11 protein-coding genes are annotated in these 18,263 nt (G+C 66.7%); 4 read left to right on the forward strand and 7 right to left on the reverse strand.

All coding sequences use genetic code 11. From position 1 onward, the window contains the following. Window position 1: 1 nt before the first annotated feature. The 3 genes from OXG83_11610 to OXG83_11620 are packed head-to-tail and all read right to left on the reverse strand — an operon-like array spanning window position 2 to window position 3,439. Complete coding sequence (locus OXG83_11610; GenBank protein MCY3965676.1) at window positions 2-1,759, reverse strand: AMP-binding protein; 1,758 nt, start codon at window positions 1,757-1,759, stop codon at window positions 2-4. Beyond that, window positions 1,752-2,603 carry a MaoC/PaaZ C-terminal domain-containing protein gene (locus OXG83_11615; protein ID MCY3965677.1) on the reverse strand — a complete coding sequence of 284 codons (852 nt, stop codon included), beginning with the start codon at window positions 2,601-2,603 and terminating at the stop codon, window positions 1,752-1,754. Before OXG83_11615 ends, OXG83_11610 begins: the two co-directional genes overlap by 8 nt. Further along, window positions 2,603-3,439, reverse strand: coding sequence for a MaoC/PaaZ C-terminal domain-containing protein (locus tag OXG83_11620; protein MCY3965678.1), 837 nt, complete (start codon window positions 3,437-3,439; stop codon window positions 2,603-2,605). Before OXG83_11620 ends, OXG83_11615 begins: the two co-directional genes overlap by 1 nt. A gap of 109 nt (window positions 3,440-3,548) precedes the next feature. Between OXG83_11620 and OXG83_11625 the strand changes: the two genes are divergently transcribed. Beyond that, window positions 3,549-4,727, forward strand: coding sequence for an acyl-CoA dehydrogenase family protein (locus tag OXG83_11625; GenBank protein MCY3965679.1), 1,179 nt, complete (start codon window positions 3,549-3,551; stop codon window positions 4,725-4,727). A gap of 18 nt (window positions 4,728-4,745) precedes the next feature. On the opposite strand, the gene OXG83_11630 is transcribed toward OXG83_11625, so the two are convergent. Further along, window positions 4,746-7,463 carry a carboxypeptidase regulatory-like domain-containing protein gene (locus OXG83_11630; GenBank protein MCY3965680.1) on the reverse strand — a complete coding sequence of 906 codons (2,718 nt, stop codon included), beginning with the start codon at window positions 7,461-7,463 and terminating at the stop codon, window positions 4,746-4,748. Between the two features lie 165 nt (window positions 7,464-7,628). Further along, window positions 7,629-9,131, reverse strand: coding sequence for a sulfatase-like hydrolase/transferase (locus tag OXG83_11635; GenBank protein MCY3965681.1), 1,503 nt, complete (start codon window positions 9,129-9,131; stop codon window positions 7,629-7,631). Window positions 9,132-9,183: 52 nt separating this feature from the next. On the opposite strand from OXG83_11635, the gene OXG83_11640 reads away from it, so the two are divergent. The 3 genes from OXG83_11640 to OXG83_11650 are packed head-to-tail and all read left to right on the forward strand — an operon-like array spanning window position 9,184 to window position 13,973. After that, entirely contained in the window at window positions 9,184-11,817 is a 2,634-nt protein-coding gene (locus OXG83_11640) for a DUF3604 domain-containing protein (GenBank protein MCY3965682.1), read from the forward strand. Continuing rightward, the gene (locus OXG83_11645) at window positions 11,814-12,302 is read left to right on the forward strand and encodes a MaoC family dehydratase (GenBank protein MCY3965683.1); all 489 of its coding nucleotides are present in this window, start codon (window positions 11,814-11,816) and stop codon (window positions 12,300-12,302) included. The genes OXG83_11640 and OXG83_11645 overlap by 4 nt, the downstream gene beginning before the upstream one ends. A gap of 48 nt (window positions 12,303-12,350) precedes the next feature. Beyond that, the gene (locus OXG83_11650) at window positions 12,351-13,973 is read left to right on the forward strand and encodes an MFS transporter (protein MCY3965684.1); all 1,623 of its coding nucleotides are present in this window, start codon (window positions 12,351-12,353) and stop codon (window positions 13,971-13,973) included. Here the strand turns inward: OXG83_11650 and OXG83_11655 are convergent. Together OXG83_11655 and OXG83_11660 are read right to left on the reverse strand one after the other, a co-directional pair. Continuing rightward, a complete protein-coding gene (locus OXG83_11655; protein MCY3965685.1) occupies window positions 13,939-15,474 on the reverse strand; it encodes an AMP-binding protein in 1,536 nt (511 codons plus the stop codon). The genes OXG83_11650 and OXG83_11655 overlap by 35 nt on opposite strands. 78 nt (window positions 15,475-15,552) lie before the next feature. Continuing rightward, on the reverse strand, window positions 15,553-18,156 hold the full coding sequence (locus OXG83_11660) for a DUF3604 domain-containing protein (GenBank protein ID MCY3965686.1): 2,604 nt from the start codon (window positions 18,154-18,156) through the stop codon (window positions 15,553-15,555). Window positions 18,157-18,263 lie beyond the last annotated feature (107 nt).

Consider the following 18,263-nt stretch of genomic DNA (forward strand, 5'->3'; position numbering starts at 1 on the left):
ATCAGCCGGAAGGGAGGTCCGATCCCGTGCCGATTTCGTCCAGCAGGGATTCACGCAGCCTGAACTTCTGGATCTTGTTGGTCGGGGTTCGGGGTAGATCGTCCAGCAGCCGGACATGACCCGGCCGCATGTGGCGAGGTAGGTTCCGGTGCAGCCACTCTTCGAACTCTCCAGCGCCGACATCGGCGCCCGCCCTCATCACCGCAAACACCGCAACCTCCTCCTCGTCACCCTCGCTGGCCGGCACTCCCACGGCCGCGCAGAGGCGGACGTCGGGGTGTTCGCCGACCAGCTCCTCAACCTCGTACGACGAGATGTTCTCGCCCTTGCTGCGGATGAAGTTCCCCATCCGATCGGCGAAGTAGAGCAGCCCGTCGTCGTCCATGACCGCGGCGTCACCCGTGTGGAGCCAGCCGTTTGCCAGAAGCTCGGCGGTGGCTTCCGGCCGGCCCCAGTAGCCTGCGGTGAAGAGGTCGGGCAACCGCGGCCGGAACGCGAGCTGGCCATACCGCTCCGGCGGCAGCACCTCGTCGTCGGGGCCGAGGATCGCGGCTTCGACGAACACACTGGGGGCGCCCATCAGGCCCTTGCGGATCTCGCGGTCGCCCCGGAAGACGGGATACCCCGAGCGTCGCGCGAACTCGAGCATCTCCTCCTTGGGGCGGCCGCGGTAGAGATCCGGGGGCGTACCGCCGCCGTCCGGGAACTGATCGATCAGGGCCAGGGCGCCGAGCCCAGTCTCCGTCTGACCGTAGGCGGTCGCGCAGATGTCCAGGCCGAAACGGCGGGCCAAACCGTGGTGGTCCTCCGGCAACGGCGTCAGGTTGACGCAGTGGAGGGTGTTCCGCACATCGTCCACCCGCTCCGGCGCCGCCACCAGCCTCGAGATCATGACGTCGATCAGAATCGCCGTCGTGGCGCCCCGGCGGGCGATCCGCCGCCAGTAGTCGCCAGCGCTGAAACGGTCCCACATCGCCACCTCGCACCCCACCCAGGCGCCGCGTACGACGTTGCTGATCGCGCCCGCGGCGTGGTACATCGGCAGATCGTTGTAGACCACGTCGCCCGAGTCGATCAGGCAGCGGGGCGCGTAGCTGAACTGGTTCATCCAGCGATGCGACTGCAGCACTCCCTTGCTCGGTCCCGTCGTACCCGACGTGTAGAGGATGTTCGCCAGGTCGGCCGGCTGCTGCGGCGCGCGCGAACCGTCGCCGCCACCCGCGAGAAGGTCGGCAAAGGAACCGACCGTCCGGCAGCCGTCGGCCGTCGCGCCGGACACGGCCGGATCGAAGTCGTGATCGCCGGACGCCGGTCGATGCACCACGAGATCCGGCTCAGCCAGCACGTCGGCACCCGTCGCCAACTGTGGCAGCAGGCTCTCCTCGGCGATCACGAGGCGAGGCTGAAGGTCGCGCAGTTGATGCCCAAGCAGACTCCCCGTCAGGCTGTAGTTGATCGGACAGTAAGTGGCGCCGACCCGCCACAGGGCGAACATCGACAGCGTGGCGACCAGGGGATTGGTCAGGAACAGCGCAACCCGGTCACCGGCGCCGACGCCGAGCCGGCGCAGGCCGGCGGCGATGTTCGAGCACAGGCGCTCGGTCTCGGCGAACGAGATGGAGCGGTCCTCTTCGCCGTAGTAAATGAAGGTCCGATCGCCACGGCTGGCCGCCCACTCCTCCAGCCGGTCGAGGACGAGCTCGCCGTCGCGGCCGAGTTCGGCCTCAAGCCGCGCCGCGTCGTCAGGCCGATCAGCCATCGATCACCGCCCGGCCCTGGGTGAGCACCGGCAACTCTCCTGTGAAGGCGGAGAACAGCACTTCCCCTCCGCCGACTCGCCAGGCGTCGACGGTCAGCGTGTCGCCGGGCACGACCGGCGCCGAGAACCGGACCTCGATCTCCGTCAACCGCTCCGGGTTGCCGTCGCAGAACTCGCGAACAAGAGCGAGGGCAGCGTAGCCGAGAGTCGCGGGCCCCTGCAGGATGGGCCGCTCGAACCCGCGGCTGCGAGCGAACTCCTCCTCGAGGTGGAGCGGATCGGCGACACCGTTGAGCTGGTAGAGGATCGCCTGGGTCTCTGGAATCGTCGCCGACCAGCGGAGATCCGGCGGACGATCCGGCGCTGGCCGCTTCACCGGCGACGGCGGCCCCGGATCACCGCCGAATCCTCCCGACCCCAGCATGGCTGAACTGGCAACCAGCTCGAAGACCTGGTCCCCGTCGTCGGAGCGGCCATCCACCCGGGTCCGCATGATCGCGAGCGAGCCCTTGTCCCAGATGTCGGTCACCTCGGCCGACACGTGTAGACGGCCGGACGCCGGCAGCGGGCGCAGCATGCGCAAGTGTTCGCCGGCCTCGACGCGATGGTAGTTCCGCACCAGGTCCTCGAAGTGTGGACTCAGCGAGTGCATGGCGACCAGGCAGAAGGTCGGCAGGACCCGCATGCCCCCGTTTCCACCCCCGGCAAGGAGGCCGAGATCGTCGGCGCCCGCGCCAACGCTCAGGGCGTAGAGACCAACATCCCGCTGGTCGTAGGCGAACACCTCGGGGCCGGCCCGGCGCCCGATGTCGGCGAGATTGGCCTTGGGAGGCCTCGCCGCCATCAGTCGGTAACGGCGTAGGCGTTGCTGATGACGACTCCCCGGGGAGTCGAAACCTGAATCAGGGTGCGGCCGTTCTCGTTCCAACCGCGCGTGGTGAGTTCCTCGCCCGGAAACACGACATCCGAGAAGCGCGCCTTGAACTCGCGGAAGCGCCCCACGTCGCCGTCGCACAGCCCCTCGACGATCGCCCGCACGGCGAAACCGTACGTGCACAGACCGTGGAGGATCGGCCGGTCGAAACCCGCCGTCCTGGCGAAGTCCGGATCGATGTGGAGCGGGTTGTAGTCGCCGCTCAGACGGTACAGAGCCGCCTGCCCAAGGGGGATCGTGTACGTGATGTCGAGATCGGGCCTCGCACCGGCGGGCGGATCCAGGGCCTCCGCCTTCGGACCCGGGTCGCCGCCGAATCCGCCGCCACCCCGATAGAACCCGACCTTGAGGGTCTCGAAGACCTTCTCGCCCTCCACCGTCGCGCCGGCCGCACTCGTGTGGATGACCGCCGCCTTGCCCTTGTCGAAGATGTTGACGACCCTCGCGGTCACCACCAGCGGACCCTCGGGCGGGATCGGACGGAACGTGCGGATCAGTTGCTCGCCGTGCAGCATGCGCGTCTGATCGAACCGCCCTTCCAGATCCCCCATCGCCTCGTACTCGGGAATCACGCAGTAGCTCGGCAGCACCTGAAGGCCGCCCGACGATCGCTCATAGAGAAACCCCAGATCTTCGACTGGCACACCGACTCCAAGGGCGTAGAGAACGACGTCCTTCCAGCCGTAAGCAACCGACCTCGGCTCGGTCTCCAGGCCGATGAGATCTGCAAGGCCCGGTTCCGGCATCTGCTCCTCCGCGGCGACGGTTTCCCTGATCGGTTCGATTACGATAGCAACCCGCGCGCGGGCCCTTCCACCTCATCCCGGCACGAGTCGGAACGCAGGAGACCACCTCATGTACGGTCTGACCGACGAAGTACGCGAACTCCGCCAGCGGTTCCGCACCTTCATTAACGACTACGTGATCCCCGAAGAGTCGGCGCTGGCGGCGGAGTACGACCCGACCGGCCCGACCTTCACGCGCCTGAAGGCCGAGGCGAAACGTCTGGGTCTCTGGGCCATCGGCCATCCAACCGAACTGGGCGGCGGCGGCCTCGACTTCATGCCCTTCGTCTACCTGAACGAGATCATCGGCCGCTCGTACTGGGGCATGGTCTGCGTCGGCAGCGTCTCGATGCAGGACTCGATCATGCTCAATCTCTACGCCAGCGATGAGCAGCGCGAGCGGTTTCTCAAGCCCCTGGTGGCAGGCGACATGTACCCCTCGGTCGGCCTGACCGAGCCCGACGTCGCGGGTTCGGACCCGACCCTGATGCAGACGACCGCCGAGCTCGACGGCGACGACTGGGTGATCAACGGCCACAAATGGTTCACGTCGAGTGCCGACATCGCAGCGTTCACGACCGTTTTCTGCATCACCGAGCCCGAGGCGGACCGCTACGCGAAGTTCTCTTCGATCATCGTTCCCACCGACACGCCCGGCTACACCATCGTGCGCGTCATCCCGACGATGGGCAACGTTCACAGCGGGCACTGCGAGGTCCGGCTCGAAGACGTGAGAGTGCCCAGGGCCAACCTGCTCGGAAACCGCGGCGAGGGTTTCGTGATCGCCCAGAAGCGACTCGGTCCGGGCCGGATCTTCCACTGCATGAGATGGCTGGGACAGGCCCAGCGAGCCTTCGAACTGATGTGCGAGCGGGCCTCTAGCCGCTGGGCCCACGGATCGATGCTCTCCGAGAAGGGAGAGATCCAGCGCTTCATCGCCGAGTCGGCGGCGGAGATCCAGGCGGCCAGGATGATGACCCTGAACGCGGCCCAGGTGCTCGATCAGGGAGGCGAAGCGCGGGTGGAGATCTCACTGATCAAGTTCTGGGGCGCACGCATGCTCCACAACGTGATCGACCGCGCCATCCAGGTCCACGGCGCCCTCGGCGTCACCGGCGACACGCCGCTCGAGCACATGTACCGCGAGGCCCGCTATGCCCGCATTTACGACGGCCCCGACGAGGTCCACCGCATGGTCGTGGCACGGCGCCTGTGCCGGGACCCCCACGGCGCACCGCCCTGGGCGTAACCGCGCGACCGTCTCCTCCTAGAAACGGATCCCGGCTTGGAGCCGCACTTCCCGCGGCGACTGGAATGCCGCCGTGCCGGGGAACTGCCGGCCGTTGGCGCGGTTGATGCCGATGATCTCCTGCTCGTTCGTGATGTTCACGAGTTCGACGCCGACTCTGCCGTTGATCCGGCCGCCGAGCGGAAAGTCCCATATGCCGGTCAGGTTGACTGTGTGGGTGTCCTCGAGCTGGTTGGTGTCTCGCGGCTCGCGGTACGAGGACGTGTTGATTCTGGCTCCCGTGACCGGGTGGACCAGCCTGGTTGGCCGCCGGAGACCCCAACGTTCCCCGCTGCGGAAACCGTAGTAGCCGCCCAGCGAGATGGTGTGACTCCCCAGGACGAAGCTCCGTAGCGCGATGACGTTCAGGTTGTGGGTGCGGTCGAGGAATCCCCGGCCTTCGCGGAACACGAGGGTCGCGTCGGTGGCGCCGGTGCCGAGCTCGATCCCGCCCAGACCTTCTCCGAGGTCGTCGTCGAAGAGAACGGTGTTGTCGTTGCGACCGAAATTGTTGCCGTTGTTGTTCGACCAGGTGTAGTTGGCCTGCATCGTCCAGTCGTCGCGCATCGCTCGGCGAAGCGTCAGGCGCAGCCCCTCGTACTCGCGGAAAGCGTCCGGCCGATTCCGCACTTCGCGGAAGATCCGCCCCGCGTCGTCGTACTGGTGGGTCGCCAGGTAGAGGTCGTTCAGTTCCCACGTGATCCCCGTCGCCTCGAAGAGCCAGATTTCAGCGAACTGGGCTGCGATGCCGACCGTGAACTCGTCCTTGTAGTACGGGTCCACCGGCTGCACGGCGTTCGGATTGGCCGGAGTGCCCCGCCGGGCGAAACGGTCGTAGCGCAGAGTCGCCGGGTTCCAGTTGTACTGGTTGAACAGGTTGCGGCCGTTGGGCAGCGTGCTGAACTCTCGGGTGACCAGGTCGCCTTGCAGAATCTGGTAGTAGCGGCCCGCATTCACCTTGAGCACCAGGGAGCCGTCGCGCCTGAAGTCGTAGTTGGCCGCGAATCGCGGCGCCACCTTGGTCCAGTCGTTGATCTTCGTGCCGACATCGTTGTTCTGCTTCTGGGTGTCCATCCGCAGGCCGAGGTAGATGTTCCACTTGTCCGTCGCCGCCACCCGGTCGTCGGCGTAGACCGAGAGGATCTCGTCCGTGTTGGTGTTCGGAGACGGATCGTCGTAGACGTTGAGGTACTGCGCTCGCATGAAGCCGCCTGGCAGGTTCGGGTCGTAGCCGATGCCGTAGAAGCGATGGTCGATCACGTTCAGGGCCTCGATCGCGATGTCCTGGTAGTCCGCGCCGAACCTGAACTGGTGGTCGCCGCGGAACATGCTGACCGACGCGTTCGCCTGGTCTCGCGGGATCGTGATGTATCCCTCTCCCGCGGCATGACCGATCGTGTTGTAGCGAACGCGCGATCCTCGATCCTCGTAGGAGAAGTTGTTGCCCAGCGGGCTGTGAGAATCGGCACCCGGACTGAGAGTTCGAGAGCCGATAGCGCCCCGGTCAACCGTGTTCTCCTGCGATGCGATCTTGAATTCCAGGAAGGACGACGAACCGAGAGTCGCGCTCCAGGTCCCGGAGAAGAACTCGCCCGGAAGGTCGCACTTGCAGACGGCGAACTGGTCGCCGGTCGAGACGTTGGCGTGGTTCTTGTCGATCGGGCTGTCCACACCGGTGAGCGTGAAGTAGTGGCGCTCGTTTGGCTGGAAGCTGAGCTTGAGTGTCGCCACGTTCGCCTTGAAGCTGATGTCCTCGAAGCTGCCGTCCGCGAGAATGTCGAGACTGTTCGTGTTCTGCTTCGAGTGGGCGGCGAAGAACCAGGCCTTGTCCCGTTTCAGATAGCCGCCGAGGTTGGCCTCGTAGCTGTTCTCGACGGTACTCGAGCGCGGATGCCCGGGCGACACATCCGAGGTCGCCTTCCACTTCTGGCTCTGCGGGATCCACATGGCTTGACCGTGAAAGTCGTTGGTGCCCGTCTTGATCACCGCGTTGGTGATGCCGCCGACGACGCGACCGTACTCGGCGCCGAAGCCCGCGTCCTCCAGCCGAACCTCTTCGAGCGAACTCGACGGCAGCAACGCTCGCGGGCTGCCGCCGAAACGCATGAAGCTGATGTCGACGCCATCGACGAACCCGGACATCTCGACGTCCTGGCCACCGTTGACGGCAAACTTGATGTCGCCCTGAAAGCGCGAAACGGCGTCATGCACCACTCCAGGCAGGGTTTCCATCGATGACTGGTAGTTGCGACCCTTGAAGCTCAACTGCTCGGCCACCTCGGCCTCCAGACTCGCCGATAGGCCCACGGCGTACCTGTCGACGGTCACCGCATCCGAGACCACGGTGATCGTCTCCTCGGTGGCCGAAATCAGAGTCATGTCGAGCGTACGGCGGCCGCCGGACTCGACTAGCACGGCCGCCTCCGCGGTCCCCATACCCTCCAGGTTGACGGTCAACCGGTACGAACCCGGCGCCACCAGGAGGAATCTGAAGACACCTTCGGCATCGGTGATCGCGGTCATGTCGCCGCGATCACCACCGAGAGTCACGGTCGCGCCGGGAACTCCGGCGCCGGCGTTGTCACGGACGACGCCGTCCACGGTGCCCGTCTGGACACCGTCCGCCCACAACGACAGCGGGCAGCAGACAGCGATCGCGAGGATTGCAGGCCATGGACGCAACAAGCGATCCTTCATGGCTCTCCCTCCGAGCTGTTCTCTTCGCTAGCGAAAGCGGTTCTCTCTGCTAGCCAATTCACTAAGCCTAGACGAACGACGTTTGACAATCAAACGCCGATAGGGTCTAGAGGTGCGGCCGGCTACGCCGGATTCTCCGAACCGACGGGCTCCCCGAACGCGGCGCTACACGGAGTTGTAGCTGCCCTGGCGCATCATCGCCTCCAGCTCCCGGCAGCGGCGTGGATCGTCGGCGCTCCGGTCGACTTTCTCGAGAGGATCCTCCTCGAGGTCGTAAAGAAGCCGACTGGCACCCTCGAAGCCGGTGATCAGCTTGTAGCGACCGTCGTACACCATCCGCCAGTCGTAAAGGCCTGACAGCACGTACTCGCGATGACGATCCGCCTCTCCGGCGAGGAGGCCGCGCAGCGAAATGCCGTCCATTTCGTCAGGTACCGCGGCACCGCCCAGGTCGAGGAAGGTCGCCGTGAGATCGATCAGACTGACCATCGCGCTCGTACTTCGTCCCGGCGCTACGCCGGGACCGGCGATCACCAGCGGCACCCCCGCCGACGCCTCGAAGGGCACCTGCTTGCCCCAACGCGAGCGGTCGCCCAGCATCTCGCCATGGTCGCTCGAGTAGACGATGATCGTGTTCTCCAGTTCGCCGCGTTCCGCCAGCCGCTGGACGAACAGGCCAATCCAGCGGTCGATGTTCTCGATCATCGCGGCGTAGTTTTGGCGGATGCGGACATGATGGTCCGCGTCCCACGGTCCGTCGTACCGATCCGGCTGCGGAAAACCGTCGATCACTCGATCCGGCCCTCGGTAGAGGCGCTCCATCCGACGGGTGATGTCCATCGGCGGGTGAGGGCCCGCGAAGTTGACGATCAGGAACCATGGCTCCTCGCTGGGAACCCCGTCGAGCAGCGACATGCCGTTGCCGCCGATCCAGTTGTCGAGGTAGTCGTCCTCAGCGAGCGGCGTGACCCGCGTCTTCCCCCACTGCTCCACCGTCTGTGGCGAACGCCGATCGACCATGTCCTCCGCGCATACCCGCCCCTGGGCCGGGTCGCGACCATCGAGGTAGGCGTAGTACGAGTCCTTGGGCCCCACCGGGTCCGTGAGGTAGATCAACGCCCCGGCGCCCTTGCCCGCGTTGTTGACCGCGTTCGTGAAGCCCCACCGGTCGGTGAACCGGCGACCATCGAGGCCGAGCCCTACCGGTTCCCCGAGCTGCCCCGCTTTCTCGATGATCTCGAACAGCGCACCCGAGGCGAGGTCGAACTTGCCGCAACCCAGCACGTTGTAGTCCGCGTCCCGCAGCAGGCCGTAGAAGGTCTCCCGATCGAGGGGCAGGCTCTGCCGGTTTGAGGACACACCACAATCGTCGTACTCGCGCCCGAACGCCAGGCACGCACGCGACGGTCCGCAGACCGGGGCCGCGCAGTAGGCGCGCTCAACGGTCAGGCCGCGTGCCGCCAGCGCCTCGAGATGCGGCATGGGCACGGGAACATCCGGGTTAGCCGGCGTCCAGTCCCAGCGGTGCTGGTCGGAGAACAGGAACAGGATGTTGGGACGCGAGGTCTGCTCGCGTGCCGTCTCCCGCGTGCCGCACCCGTAGGCCGCGGACAGTACCCCGGTCGCCAGCGAACCCTGGAGGAACTCGCGTCGCGTCGGTCGGGACATCTCTCAATCCCCTTTCGGTACTGCTGAACTACAGGGCTACACTAGCTCACGCATGAATCGCAGCCGGATCCGTTGGATCTCGGCCCCCCTTCAGGCTGGCCTGGCCGCCGTCCTGTTGCTGGGCTGTGAAGCCACCCCGCCAGTCGGTGGCGACTACCTCTCTCCCGACCTCCGGGAACGGGTGGAACAGCTCAAGCTGGACCGCGCGGCGGAACCGACCACCTCCGCGAACGTCTACGAGCGCGTCGACGTCCTATGGGAATGGGCGAATGCCTACGCCCTGACCGGCGGCCCACTGCCGGTGAACTTCGCTCTCGACACCGCGATCATGCGCTGGGCCGAGGCCGACGGCTCGCCGCCCGACGTACGCCTGGTCGCCGACGTCGAACTGAACACAGTCGAGGATTACGTCCCGTCCATCGATCACTATCTCGAGGAACTGCAGATCAAGGACGAGGATCCGGACGCGCTCGGCACTCTGAGGGTCGTGCCGGACGAGCCGCTTGTCGCCGGTTCGACGGCGACCGTCGAACTCGTGTACGAGGTCGGCAACATGCCGATCCAGATCGGCGGCGGCGTGCTGGCCGGACGCCAGTGGCTGGCGGATGTCAACGACTTCCAGAACCAGGACCCGGCAGCACCCAACTACCTGACCGCACGCACGTCAAGGCCCGGGGCGCGACTCGAACCGGTCATGGTGCCCCTGGTCGGCCCGCACGGCTCGCAGCGCTTCCCGAAGCCGACGCCGGCCTTTCTCCTTGCCGGCACTCCGCTCGAGCCCGGCGACACGATCACCGTGACGTACGGAGACCGCTCCGGCGGTTCGGAGGGCATCGGCGTTCAGGCCTTCGAGACGGATGCGCTGCTCCTGCCCCTCTACATCGATCCCCAGGGCAACGGGAACTGGTTGACGCCGGAGTGGCCCCACCTCCAGGTGGTCGGCGGGCCGGTCGCCGGCGTGCGGGTGCTGGCCCCGTCGGTCGTCGCGGCAGGCGAGCCTTTCGACCTGACCATTCGGAGCGAAGACGGGGCCTTCAACCGCGCTAGCGGGACCTTGCCTGGGTACGAGGTCCTCCTCGAAGAAGAAGCGTTGGCCACAGTCAGGGAGCCCACCGGCGCCGTCGCCTTGGTCGACGGGCTGAAGATCCAGGAGACGGGCATCTATCGTTTTGTCGTCCGTTCGAGCGACGGCGCCCTCGAAGCAACCAGCAATCCGGTCTGGGTCGAGAATGAGCCCGAGCTCAGGATCCTGTGGGGCGAGACCCATGGTCACACGGGCTTCGCCGAGGGGCAGGGATCGCCCGCCGGTTACTTTCGCTACGGCATCGAGGACGCGCGCCTCGACTTCCTGACCCTCTCCGAACACGACTTCTGGCTCGACGACTACGAGTGGAAGCAGTTGCAGGAGATCGCGCGGCGCACCACGGAAACGGGTCGTGCCGTGGCCTTCCTGGGCTACGAATGGACGCCGACGCGGAAGCGCGGCGGCCACCACAACGTCCTCTTCAGAAGCCCCGACCGCGAGCGGGTACCTGTCCAGGAGGCGGACCGCCTGCCCCTGCTCTGGGAAGGCCTTCGCGCCGCCAACGACCCGAACGACCTGCTCGTCATCCCGCACGCGCACTCCGCGGGGGACTGGACCCGGAGCGACGGCGAACTCGAACGGGTCGTCGAGATCTACAGCGAGCACGGCACCTTCGAGTGGTACGGCAACATGTTCCTCAGGAACGGCTTCGAAGTCGGATTCCTGGCGGCCTCCGACGACCATCGCGCCAAGCCCGGCGCTCCCCAGGGCCACTTCCAGGCCTCGCTCGTCGGCGTACCCGGGCTCGCCGCGGTCCTCGCGCCCGAGAAGACCCCCGACGCGATCTTCGACGCCCTTCGCCAGCGCTCCGTCTACGCGGTCTCGGGCCCGCGGATCCTGCTCGACGCGGACCTGAACGGCCACCCGATGGGAACCCGGCAGCCCCAGACCGACGAACGCCGTCTCGCGGTCCGGGTTTCCGGCACGTCCCCGATCGACCGCATCGAGGTGATCAAGAACGGCGGGATCGCGTTCAGCCGCAGCTACCTGTCGGCGCCGCTCGGCGACCGGTCCTGGCTGCAACTCGGATTCGAGTCCTCGTCCGAGGTGTTCACACCGGACAAGGTCGACAACCCGCGCCCCTACCGCGTGTGGCGCGGCACGCTCAGAGTGACCGGCGCGCAAGTTCTGGGGGTGGTCCCCGTGGGTCTCGACAACCGCGTGCTGGACCGGATCGAGACGGCAGACGCCGGTGTCCTTCGCTTCGACATCCGGACCCGCGGTCGCGCCGACACGGTGCTGCTGGAACTGGAGGGCGCAACCGCCTCAACCCGGCTCGAAGTCGAACTCGAACCCAGCCGGGAGGCCGGCATCGGCCAGGGGCACGAGCGCCCGGCGATGGACATTCCGGGCGACCGCATCGAACTCGCGCTCGACGGCCTGCGGGACAGCCGACTCGAACTGGAGGTTCCGTTCGGCGAGCACACGGATCGCCTGACCCTGCAGGTGGTCGAGCCCGGTGCTCCTCTCGACCGCGTGTTCGACTATCTCGACATGGGACCGGCAGCACCGGGCGACTACTACTACGTGCGGGTGACTCAGCTCGACGGCGGCCAGGCCTGGTCGAGCCCGTTCTGGGTCGGCGAGAAGGGCGGCCGATGAAGACGATCCGCTTCGACGACATCGCGGCTCTCCGCGCCGAGGTCACCGAGGAGTTCGGCCCCTGGGGTGAGCCCGTGGAGATCAAGCAGACGATGATCAACGCGTTCGCCGACCTTTCCGGCGATCACAACTGGATCCATGTCGATGTCGAACGGGCTCGCCGCGAGAGTCCCTTCCGCCAGCCGATCGCCCACGGCATGCTCACCATGAGCCTGTTCGCCAACCTCCCTGAAGGCGCCGACTTCAGGGTAACCGGCTTCGGCAACTCGACGAACTACGGGATCGATCGGATTCGCTTCCTCGCACCGGTACCGGCCGGCGCTCATCTGCAGGCCAGCGTCCGGCTCGCCGACGTGCAGGAAAAAAAGTACGGGACTCTCCTGGCCCGGGAAGTGCAGGTGCGGCTGGCCGGGGAAAACCGCCTCGTCTTCGTCGCCCGACCCCTGGTCCTCTTCATGCCTCCGAACGTCGGAGCCATCGGTTAGCACCGGCCGACGGCTCTACCACCCTGCAACTCGCAGGAAAGGAAGACCATGGAAGAGCGCCCGAACAGCTCCCCAGCGCGGCGTCCGATTCCCGGCGGGAAGGGGCCGTTCGGCGGCTACTCCTGGTACGCCCTCGGCATTCTCATCATCTGCTACCTCTTCAATTACGTCGACCGCAACATCCTGTCGATCCTCGCCGAGGAGGTGAAGAGTGACCTAGGCCTCGACGACGCCCAGATCGGCTTTCTCTACGGCACGGCGTTCGCGGTGTTCTACGCCGTCTTCGGCATCCCCTTCGGCCGGCTCGCCGACGCCTGGATCCGCAAGAACCTGATCGCCATCGGGCTCTTCTTCTGGAGCCTGATGACCGCCATGACAGGCACCGCAAGGACCTTCGGGATGCTTGGCGCCTATCGCGTCGGCGTCGGCGTCGGCGAAGCCAGCCTCAGTCCGTCGGCCTATTCGCTGATCGTCGACTACTTCCCCCAGAGACTGCGAGCCACTGCCCTGGCTCTCTACTCCAGCGGCATCTACCTCGGCGCCGCCGTCGGTTTCGCCCTCGGCGGCTTCATCGTCGACTTCTGGAACGGCAGGTACCCCGACGGATCCGCGCCACTGGGGCTCGCCGCCTGGCAGGCCGCCTTCCTCGCCGTCGGCCTCCCGGGGCTGCTCATGGCCGTCTGGGTGTGGACCCTGCGAGAGCCCGCCAAGGGGCAGCAGGAGGGAGTCACGATCACGCCCACGGGCCGCCCCGAGCCGTTCAAGGAGTTCGGAGCCGTCATACCGCCCTTCACGGTCCTGAGCCTGTGGCGCTCGGGATGCGATCGGAAGGGACTGCTGCTCCACGCCGGCTGCACCGCCGCACTCGCTCTCCTTGCGTGGGCGATGGTCGCCTCCGTCGGCGAGCCGGCACAGTGGATCGCCCTCGCCATCGGTATCTACGCGGCCTTCTCCTGGGGTCAGGGACTGGCCTATCGCGATCCCGCGACCTTCGGCTCCATTCTCGGCAGCCGCGCCTTCATGTATACCTGTGTGGGCTTTGCCAGCCTGTCCTTCGTTACCAACGGGCTCGCCTTCTGGACGGCGCCACTCCTGATCCGCAGCTTCGACGCAAGCCCGACCCGCGTGGGAGCACTGATGGGCGTAGGAGTCGCAGTCGGCGGCTGGATCGGCGTCACGGTCGGCGGCCTCGTCTCCGATCGCCTCAAGCAGAGGACGCCGAACGGCCGAGTCATCCTCGGTCTGGCCACCGTCGTCCTTTCCGTGCCGGCGATGACCCTGATGCTCACGGCCACAAGCCTCGCCGCAGCCTTTATCTACTTCCTCTTCACCGTTGCCCTGGTGTCCCTGTGGATCGGTCCAGGAGCGGCCGCGGCCAACGAACTGGTGCCGCCGCGAATGCGCTCGACGGCATCCGCGATCTACCTGCTGCTGAACACGCTCATCGGTTTCGCCCTCGGGCCGTTCGCGGTCGGCAAGATCAGCGACGTCCTGGTCGCTGCCGGCCAGTCGCCGGCCGACTCCCTGCGCTACGCGATGATGCTCAGCATGCTGTTCTGGGCCGTTTCAGCGGCGTTCCTGTGGCGCGCCCGCGCATACGTGGGGCCGGCCGAGGCTGCACTCGCTTCGGCCGGCGTCACCGGGTCAGGGTCTCCACCAGATCGGTCTTGAGGATCTTGCCCGACGCGTTGAGCGGAAACTCGTCGACGAACCGCCACAATCGCGGCGCCTTGTAAGGCGCCAGGCGTTCCCTGACGTACAGGAAGAGTTCCTCCTCACTGGGCCGCTTCTCCCCGGCCGGCCGAATGACCGCCGCCACCTGCTCGCCCCACTCCGGATCGGGTACGCCGATCACCGCTACTTCGGCGATATCCGCCCGTTCCAGAAGCAAATCCTCGATCTCCTTGGGGTAGACGTTCTCTCCGCCGCGGATGATCATCTCCTTCAGCCGGCCATGAATCCGGCAGTAGCCGCGCTCGTCCATCGATCCGACGTCTCCCGTGTGGAGCCACCCGTCCTCGTCGATCGCCGCCGCCGTCGCCTCGGGCATGTCGAAGTAGCCGTGCATGACCAGGTAGCCGCGCGTGCAGATCTCGCCGGCCTCACCGATGGGCAGGACGTCCCCTGTTTCGCGGTCGGCGATCTTGACTTCGGTCTGGGGCAGCGGCGGCCCGGCCGTCGACGCCTTGTCCTCGATCGAGTCGTCCGGGTGGTTCTGCGTGACTCCGGGCGACGCCTCGGTCTGGCCGTAGGAGATCGAGAAGCTGACTCCGAGCGAGTCTTCGATCCGCCGCACCAGTTCCGGCGGTACGGATGTGCCGCCCGAGCAGACGCTGGTCAGTGATGAGAGGTCACGGCGCTCGAAGTCCGGGTGCTCGATGATCCGAAGCAGCATCGTCGGCACGCCGGGGAGGAAGGTCACCCGCTCGCTCTCGATCAGTTCCAGGATCAGGCCCGGGTCGAACTGTTCGACAAGCACGACCGTCGACTGCTCGAAGAGCGGACCGAAGATCGCCAGGCCGCCGCCGCTCGAGTGGAACAGCGGCACGGCGTTGACCCACACCTCACCCATCCGGCCACGTTCGGCAACGAACCGGGCGTTGTTCACCATGCCGCGATGGTGGAGGACGACGCCCTTGGGGACACCGGTCGTACCCGACGTGTACTGAATCTGGACCGGCGCCTCGGGACGTACTTCGGGCAATTCGTCGCCGTCCCGCACTCCGCTCATGAAGTCGTCCCATTCGTCGAAGAAGAAGACGTGCCTCAGGTGTTCGAGGCCTGGCCGAGCTTCCTCCAGCAACGCGGCCATCGAGTTTCCGCGGTAGTCCCGGACCAGGAACAGACCCGCCGCCCGCGACTGGCCAAGCACATACTTGAGTTCGGCGCTCCGGTAGGCCGGGTTGACGGTGACCAGGGTCAGCCCGGCAAGAGCGGAGCCGAGTTCGACCAGCACCCACTCCGGCAGATTCGGAGCCCAGACCGCTACGCGTTCCCCGGGCTCGAAGCATTGCAGGAGCCGCTGTGCCACGCGTTCGGCATCGGCGTGCAACTGTTCGAAGGTCCAACGGCGGCGCAACGCCGGGTCGGGGATGCCCTCGACCAGGGCGATGCCCTCGGGGGCGGCTGCAGCGGCTTCCTGAAGCAACCTGCCCACTGTCCACTCGAGCACCGACTGACTCGCATCAGCCGGCCAATAGGACTCGGAGAGAGGAATCCGTTCTCCCCCAGACAAGCTGCCCGAACCTCGCTAGCCGCCCGCGCCCGAGCTCTCGCCGGTGTCGCGGCGACCCACCCAGAAGGGGCTCGACCAGGCCTGGCCTCCGTCGAGCTGGGTGACCCGGAAGTAGTAGTAGTCGCCCGGCTTCGCCTCCTCCAGGTCGACGAACTCGAACTCGCGGTCCAGCGAAGCGCCGGCGTCGATCACCTGCAGGCGGACACGGTCGAGGTGGCGGCCGACCGGCAGCACACTTTCGAGGCGATTGTTCTCGAGGTCCTTGAGTTCGAAGGCCACGACGGCGGCTGGGATGTCCGCCGGTTGCCGAATGAGCGGCGGCGCGAATCCGTTCTCGCGCGCCGCGTCGAGATGCAGGGTGACCCGCGTCGAACTGCTGGCGCCGGCGAGGCGGAGCAACAGCGTGTTCATCCGGCCTCGGGTCTCGGTGTAGAAGCGCGCCCGCTGAGGCTGGTCCGGATCGACCTCGGCCCACTCGAGATAGGGGTTCTTGAACCCGGGTGACTCGATGCCGAGAAGTCGCGCCCCCGTGACCTCGAGCACACCCGTCCACACCCTGTAGACGCGCGGATTGTCCCGGTCGGGGGCGAAGACCTCCGAGGACGACTCGAAGCCGATCTGCAGCCAGGCACTCGATTCGAGCGGCGCCGACAGGTAGCTGCGGCTGCACAGGACCCGCCCGTTCCTGATCAGGTCGATGCGATCGATCGGCGACGTGCCGGAGACCCGGCAGGAGAACTCGCGCCGTTCCGTGTATGGCTGCCGCGTTCCCATCGGCTCCCCGTTGAGGGTGGCCGACAGCAGGATGCGCTGGCCCGACGTGGCGTAGGCACGCCGCGAACGGAGGGCATCGAAGACCCCGTCCGTCGTCTTCTCCGGCGCTACCGCCGCTGCCAGGCCGGGACCCTGGACGTGAGGCGAAAAGAAGAGCCCCGGGTTGTAGCCCGGCTTCGCGCGGTGATCGTCTGACGCCGAGATGAAGCCGATCTCGAAACCGTTCTGCAGGTAGCGGTTGCCGAACCACTCGAACGTCCCATGGTGTGACGTGATCTCCACCAGCGTCTCGAGATCGCCCGCGCTCTGGTTCCAGTCGCCGGCCTGGTGGGCATGGGGGATGACCAGCACCTCCGACGGAGCGTTCTCGGCCCGCAGGCGTTCGTACATCTCAGCCAGGGTCGGCGCCTCCTGGTTCGGCACGCGGGGACGGTCCCGGGAACGGAAGAAGACGTTGTGGTGACCGCCCAGATCCCGCCTGGCGCTCCATTCGTAGCCGAGGATGGCCAGGAACTCGCCCTCTTCGGTGAAGTCGCGGCTGAGTTCCTGGAGATGGCGCCACTCCAGGTCGTCCATCGACGAGTCGTGATCGGTCAGGGCGACGAAGTCGAGCCGCGCGTCGTCGCGGGCATAGCGATAGAACTGCTCACCGCCGCCCTGGCCCTCGGCGAAGCCCGCGTGCCCGTGCAGCTCGCCCCAGTAGATTCGCTCTGCCGGCGCCGCCTCAACCCAGACCGGGTTGCTCTCGGCCTCCAGCCGGCCGTCCGCGGAACGCACGACAAACCGAGCGACCCCCGGATCGCTCACGGTCACCCCCTCGACCCGGGCAGCCGCCGCCGAACCCGCAGGCACCGTGGCGACCGTCTTCCCGTCGAGCAGAACGACGTACTCCTGGCTGGTGACGCCGCGGGAACGGTTGACGTAGCGGTCCTCGCTGCGCACGACCAGATCGATCTCCTCGCCCACCGCGACGACCGACGGGGCGAAGACCGCCAGGGATTCGACCTCGTCCAGGCTGACGACTTCGTGGTACGGCCAGCTCGGCGTGAAGTAGACACCGGCGCCTTCGAGATCGACGTAGACCGGCAGCACCAGCGCTTCGGTTGTCAGCGTCTGCAACCTGAGTCCGCCCGACCCCTGCGACCGGTCGCCGTAGGTGAAGGTGACGGTGTCGCCCTGCTCGAGAGTGCCGTCGGCGAGCCGGAACACGACCATCGGCTCCTCGTCCTGGAAACCGCCATGCTTCCCCGACAGCGGAATGCGGTCCTTCTCCCAGCGTGTAGCCATGTTCGACGAACGGAGCGACACGTAGTTGTCCGCCATCGGATCCTCGTGCTGCATCGACTCCTGGTCGGCCATGATCTGTGCGCCGAGAAGGAACGAGCCGCCGGTCGCCATCCCCATTGAGCCGACGGTGTAAGTCTGCTCGACTTCGGCCCACTCGCCGGCGACCAACGACTCGCCCGTCCTGACCGTCACGTCGCCGATGGCGTCCGGGCGTTCGTCGCGAATCGCCAGTTCGCGGATCTTGTCGTCGAGAGTTCCGAGGATCCGTTCCGAGATGCCGCGGCCCTGTTCGTGCTGGCTGACAACCCGCATGACCGTCGTCGTGCTGTCCATCGGCAGGGTCCGACCCGTGACCGCGTAGGCGTTCAGCCACTCCCAGAACACGCCGGCGCGCCCGGTCGCGTTCTCCTGGTCGGACGGCCCCTCCTCGACCTCCAACTTGAGCTTCTCCACGCGCGACCGCAGGTCCGCATCAAGGTAGTCGTCACCGGGCGCCGGCGCACAGCCGACGACGACGGCGAGCGCTGGCAGGGCCCTCCTGAATGGAACGCTCAACACTCGAATCCGACGCTCCTTCAAGTCTGAATAGCGGCAATCAAGGTAGCACGGCCAGCCGGCCACCCCCACGACGGCGGCAGAATCCCGGCCGGTAGTATGTGCTGTTC

This window comes from Acidobacteriota bacterium (genome assembly GCA_026707545.1).
Lineage (GTDB): Bacteria > Acidobacteriota > Thermoanaerobaculia > Multivoradales > Multivoraceae > Multivorans.

Coding starts and splice junctions, on each gene's coding strand:
- OXG83_11650 (MCY3965684.1), top strand. CDS start 12,351: ATGGAAGAGCGCCCGAACAGCTCCCCAGCGCGGCGTCCGATTCCCGGC.
- OXG83_11625 (MCY3965679.1), top strand. CDS start 3,549: ATGTACGGTCTGACCGACGAAGTACGCGAACTCCGCCAGCGGTTCCGC.
- OXG83_11630 (MCY3965680.1), bottom strand. CDS start 7,463: ATGAAGGATCGCTTGTTGCGTCCATGGCCTGCAATCCTCGCGATCGCT.
- OXG83_11635 (MCY3965681.1), bottom strand. CDS start 9,131: ATGTCCCGACCGACGCGACGCGAGTTCCTCCAGGGTTCGCTGGCGACC.
- OXG83_11615 (MCY3965677.1), bottom strand. CDS start 2,603: ATGGCGGCGAGGCCTCCCAAGGCCAATCTCGCCGACATCGGGCGCCGG.
- OXG83_11620 (MCY3965678.1), bottom strand. CDS start 3,439: ATGCCGGAACCGGGCCTTGCAGATCTCATCGGCCTGGAGACCGAGCCG.
- OXG83_11645 (MCY3965683.1), top strand. CDS start 11,814: ATGAAGACGATCCGCTTCGACGACATCGCGGCTCTCCGCGCCGAGGTC.
- OXG83_11640 (MCY3965682.1), top strand. CDS start 9,184: ATGAATCGCAGCCGGATCCGTTGGATCTCGGCCCCCCTTCAGGCTGGC.
- OXG83_11610 (MCY3965676.1), bottom strand. CDS start 1,759: ATGGCTGATCGGCCTGACGACGCGGCGCGGCTTGAGGCCGAACTCGGC.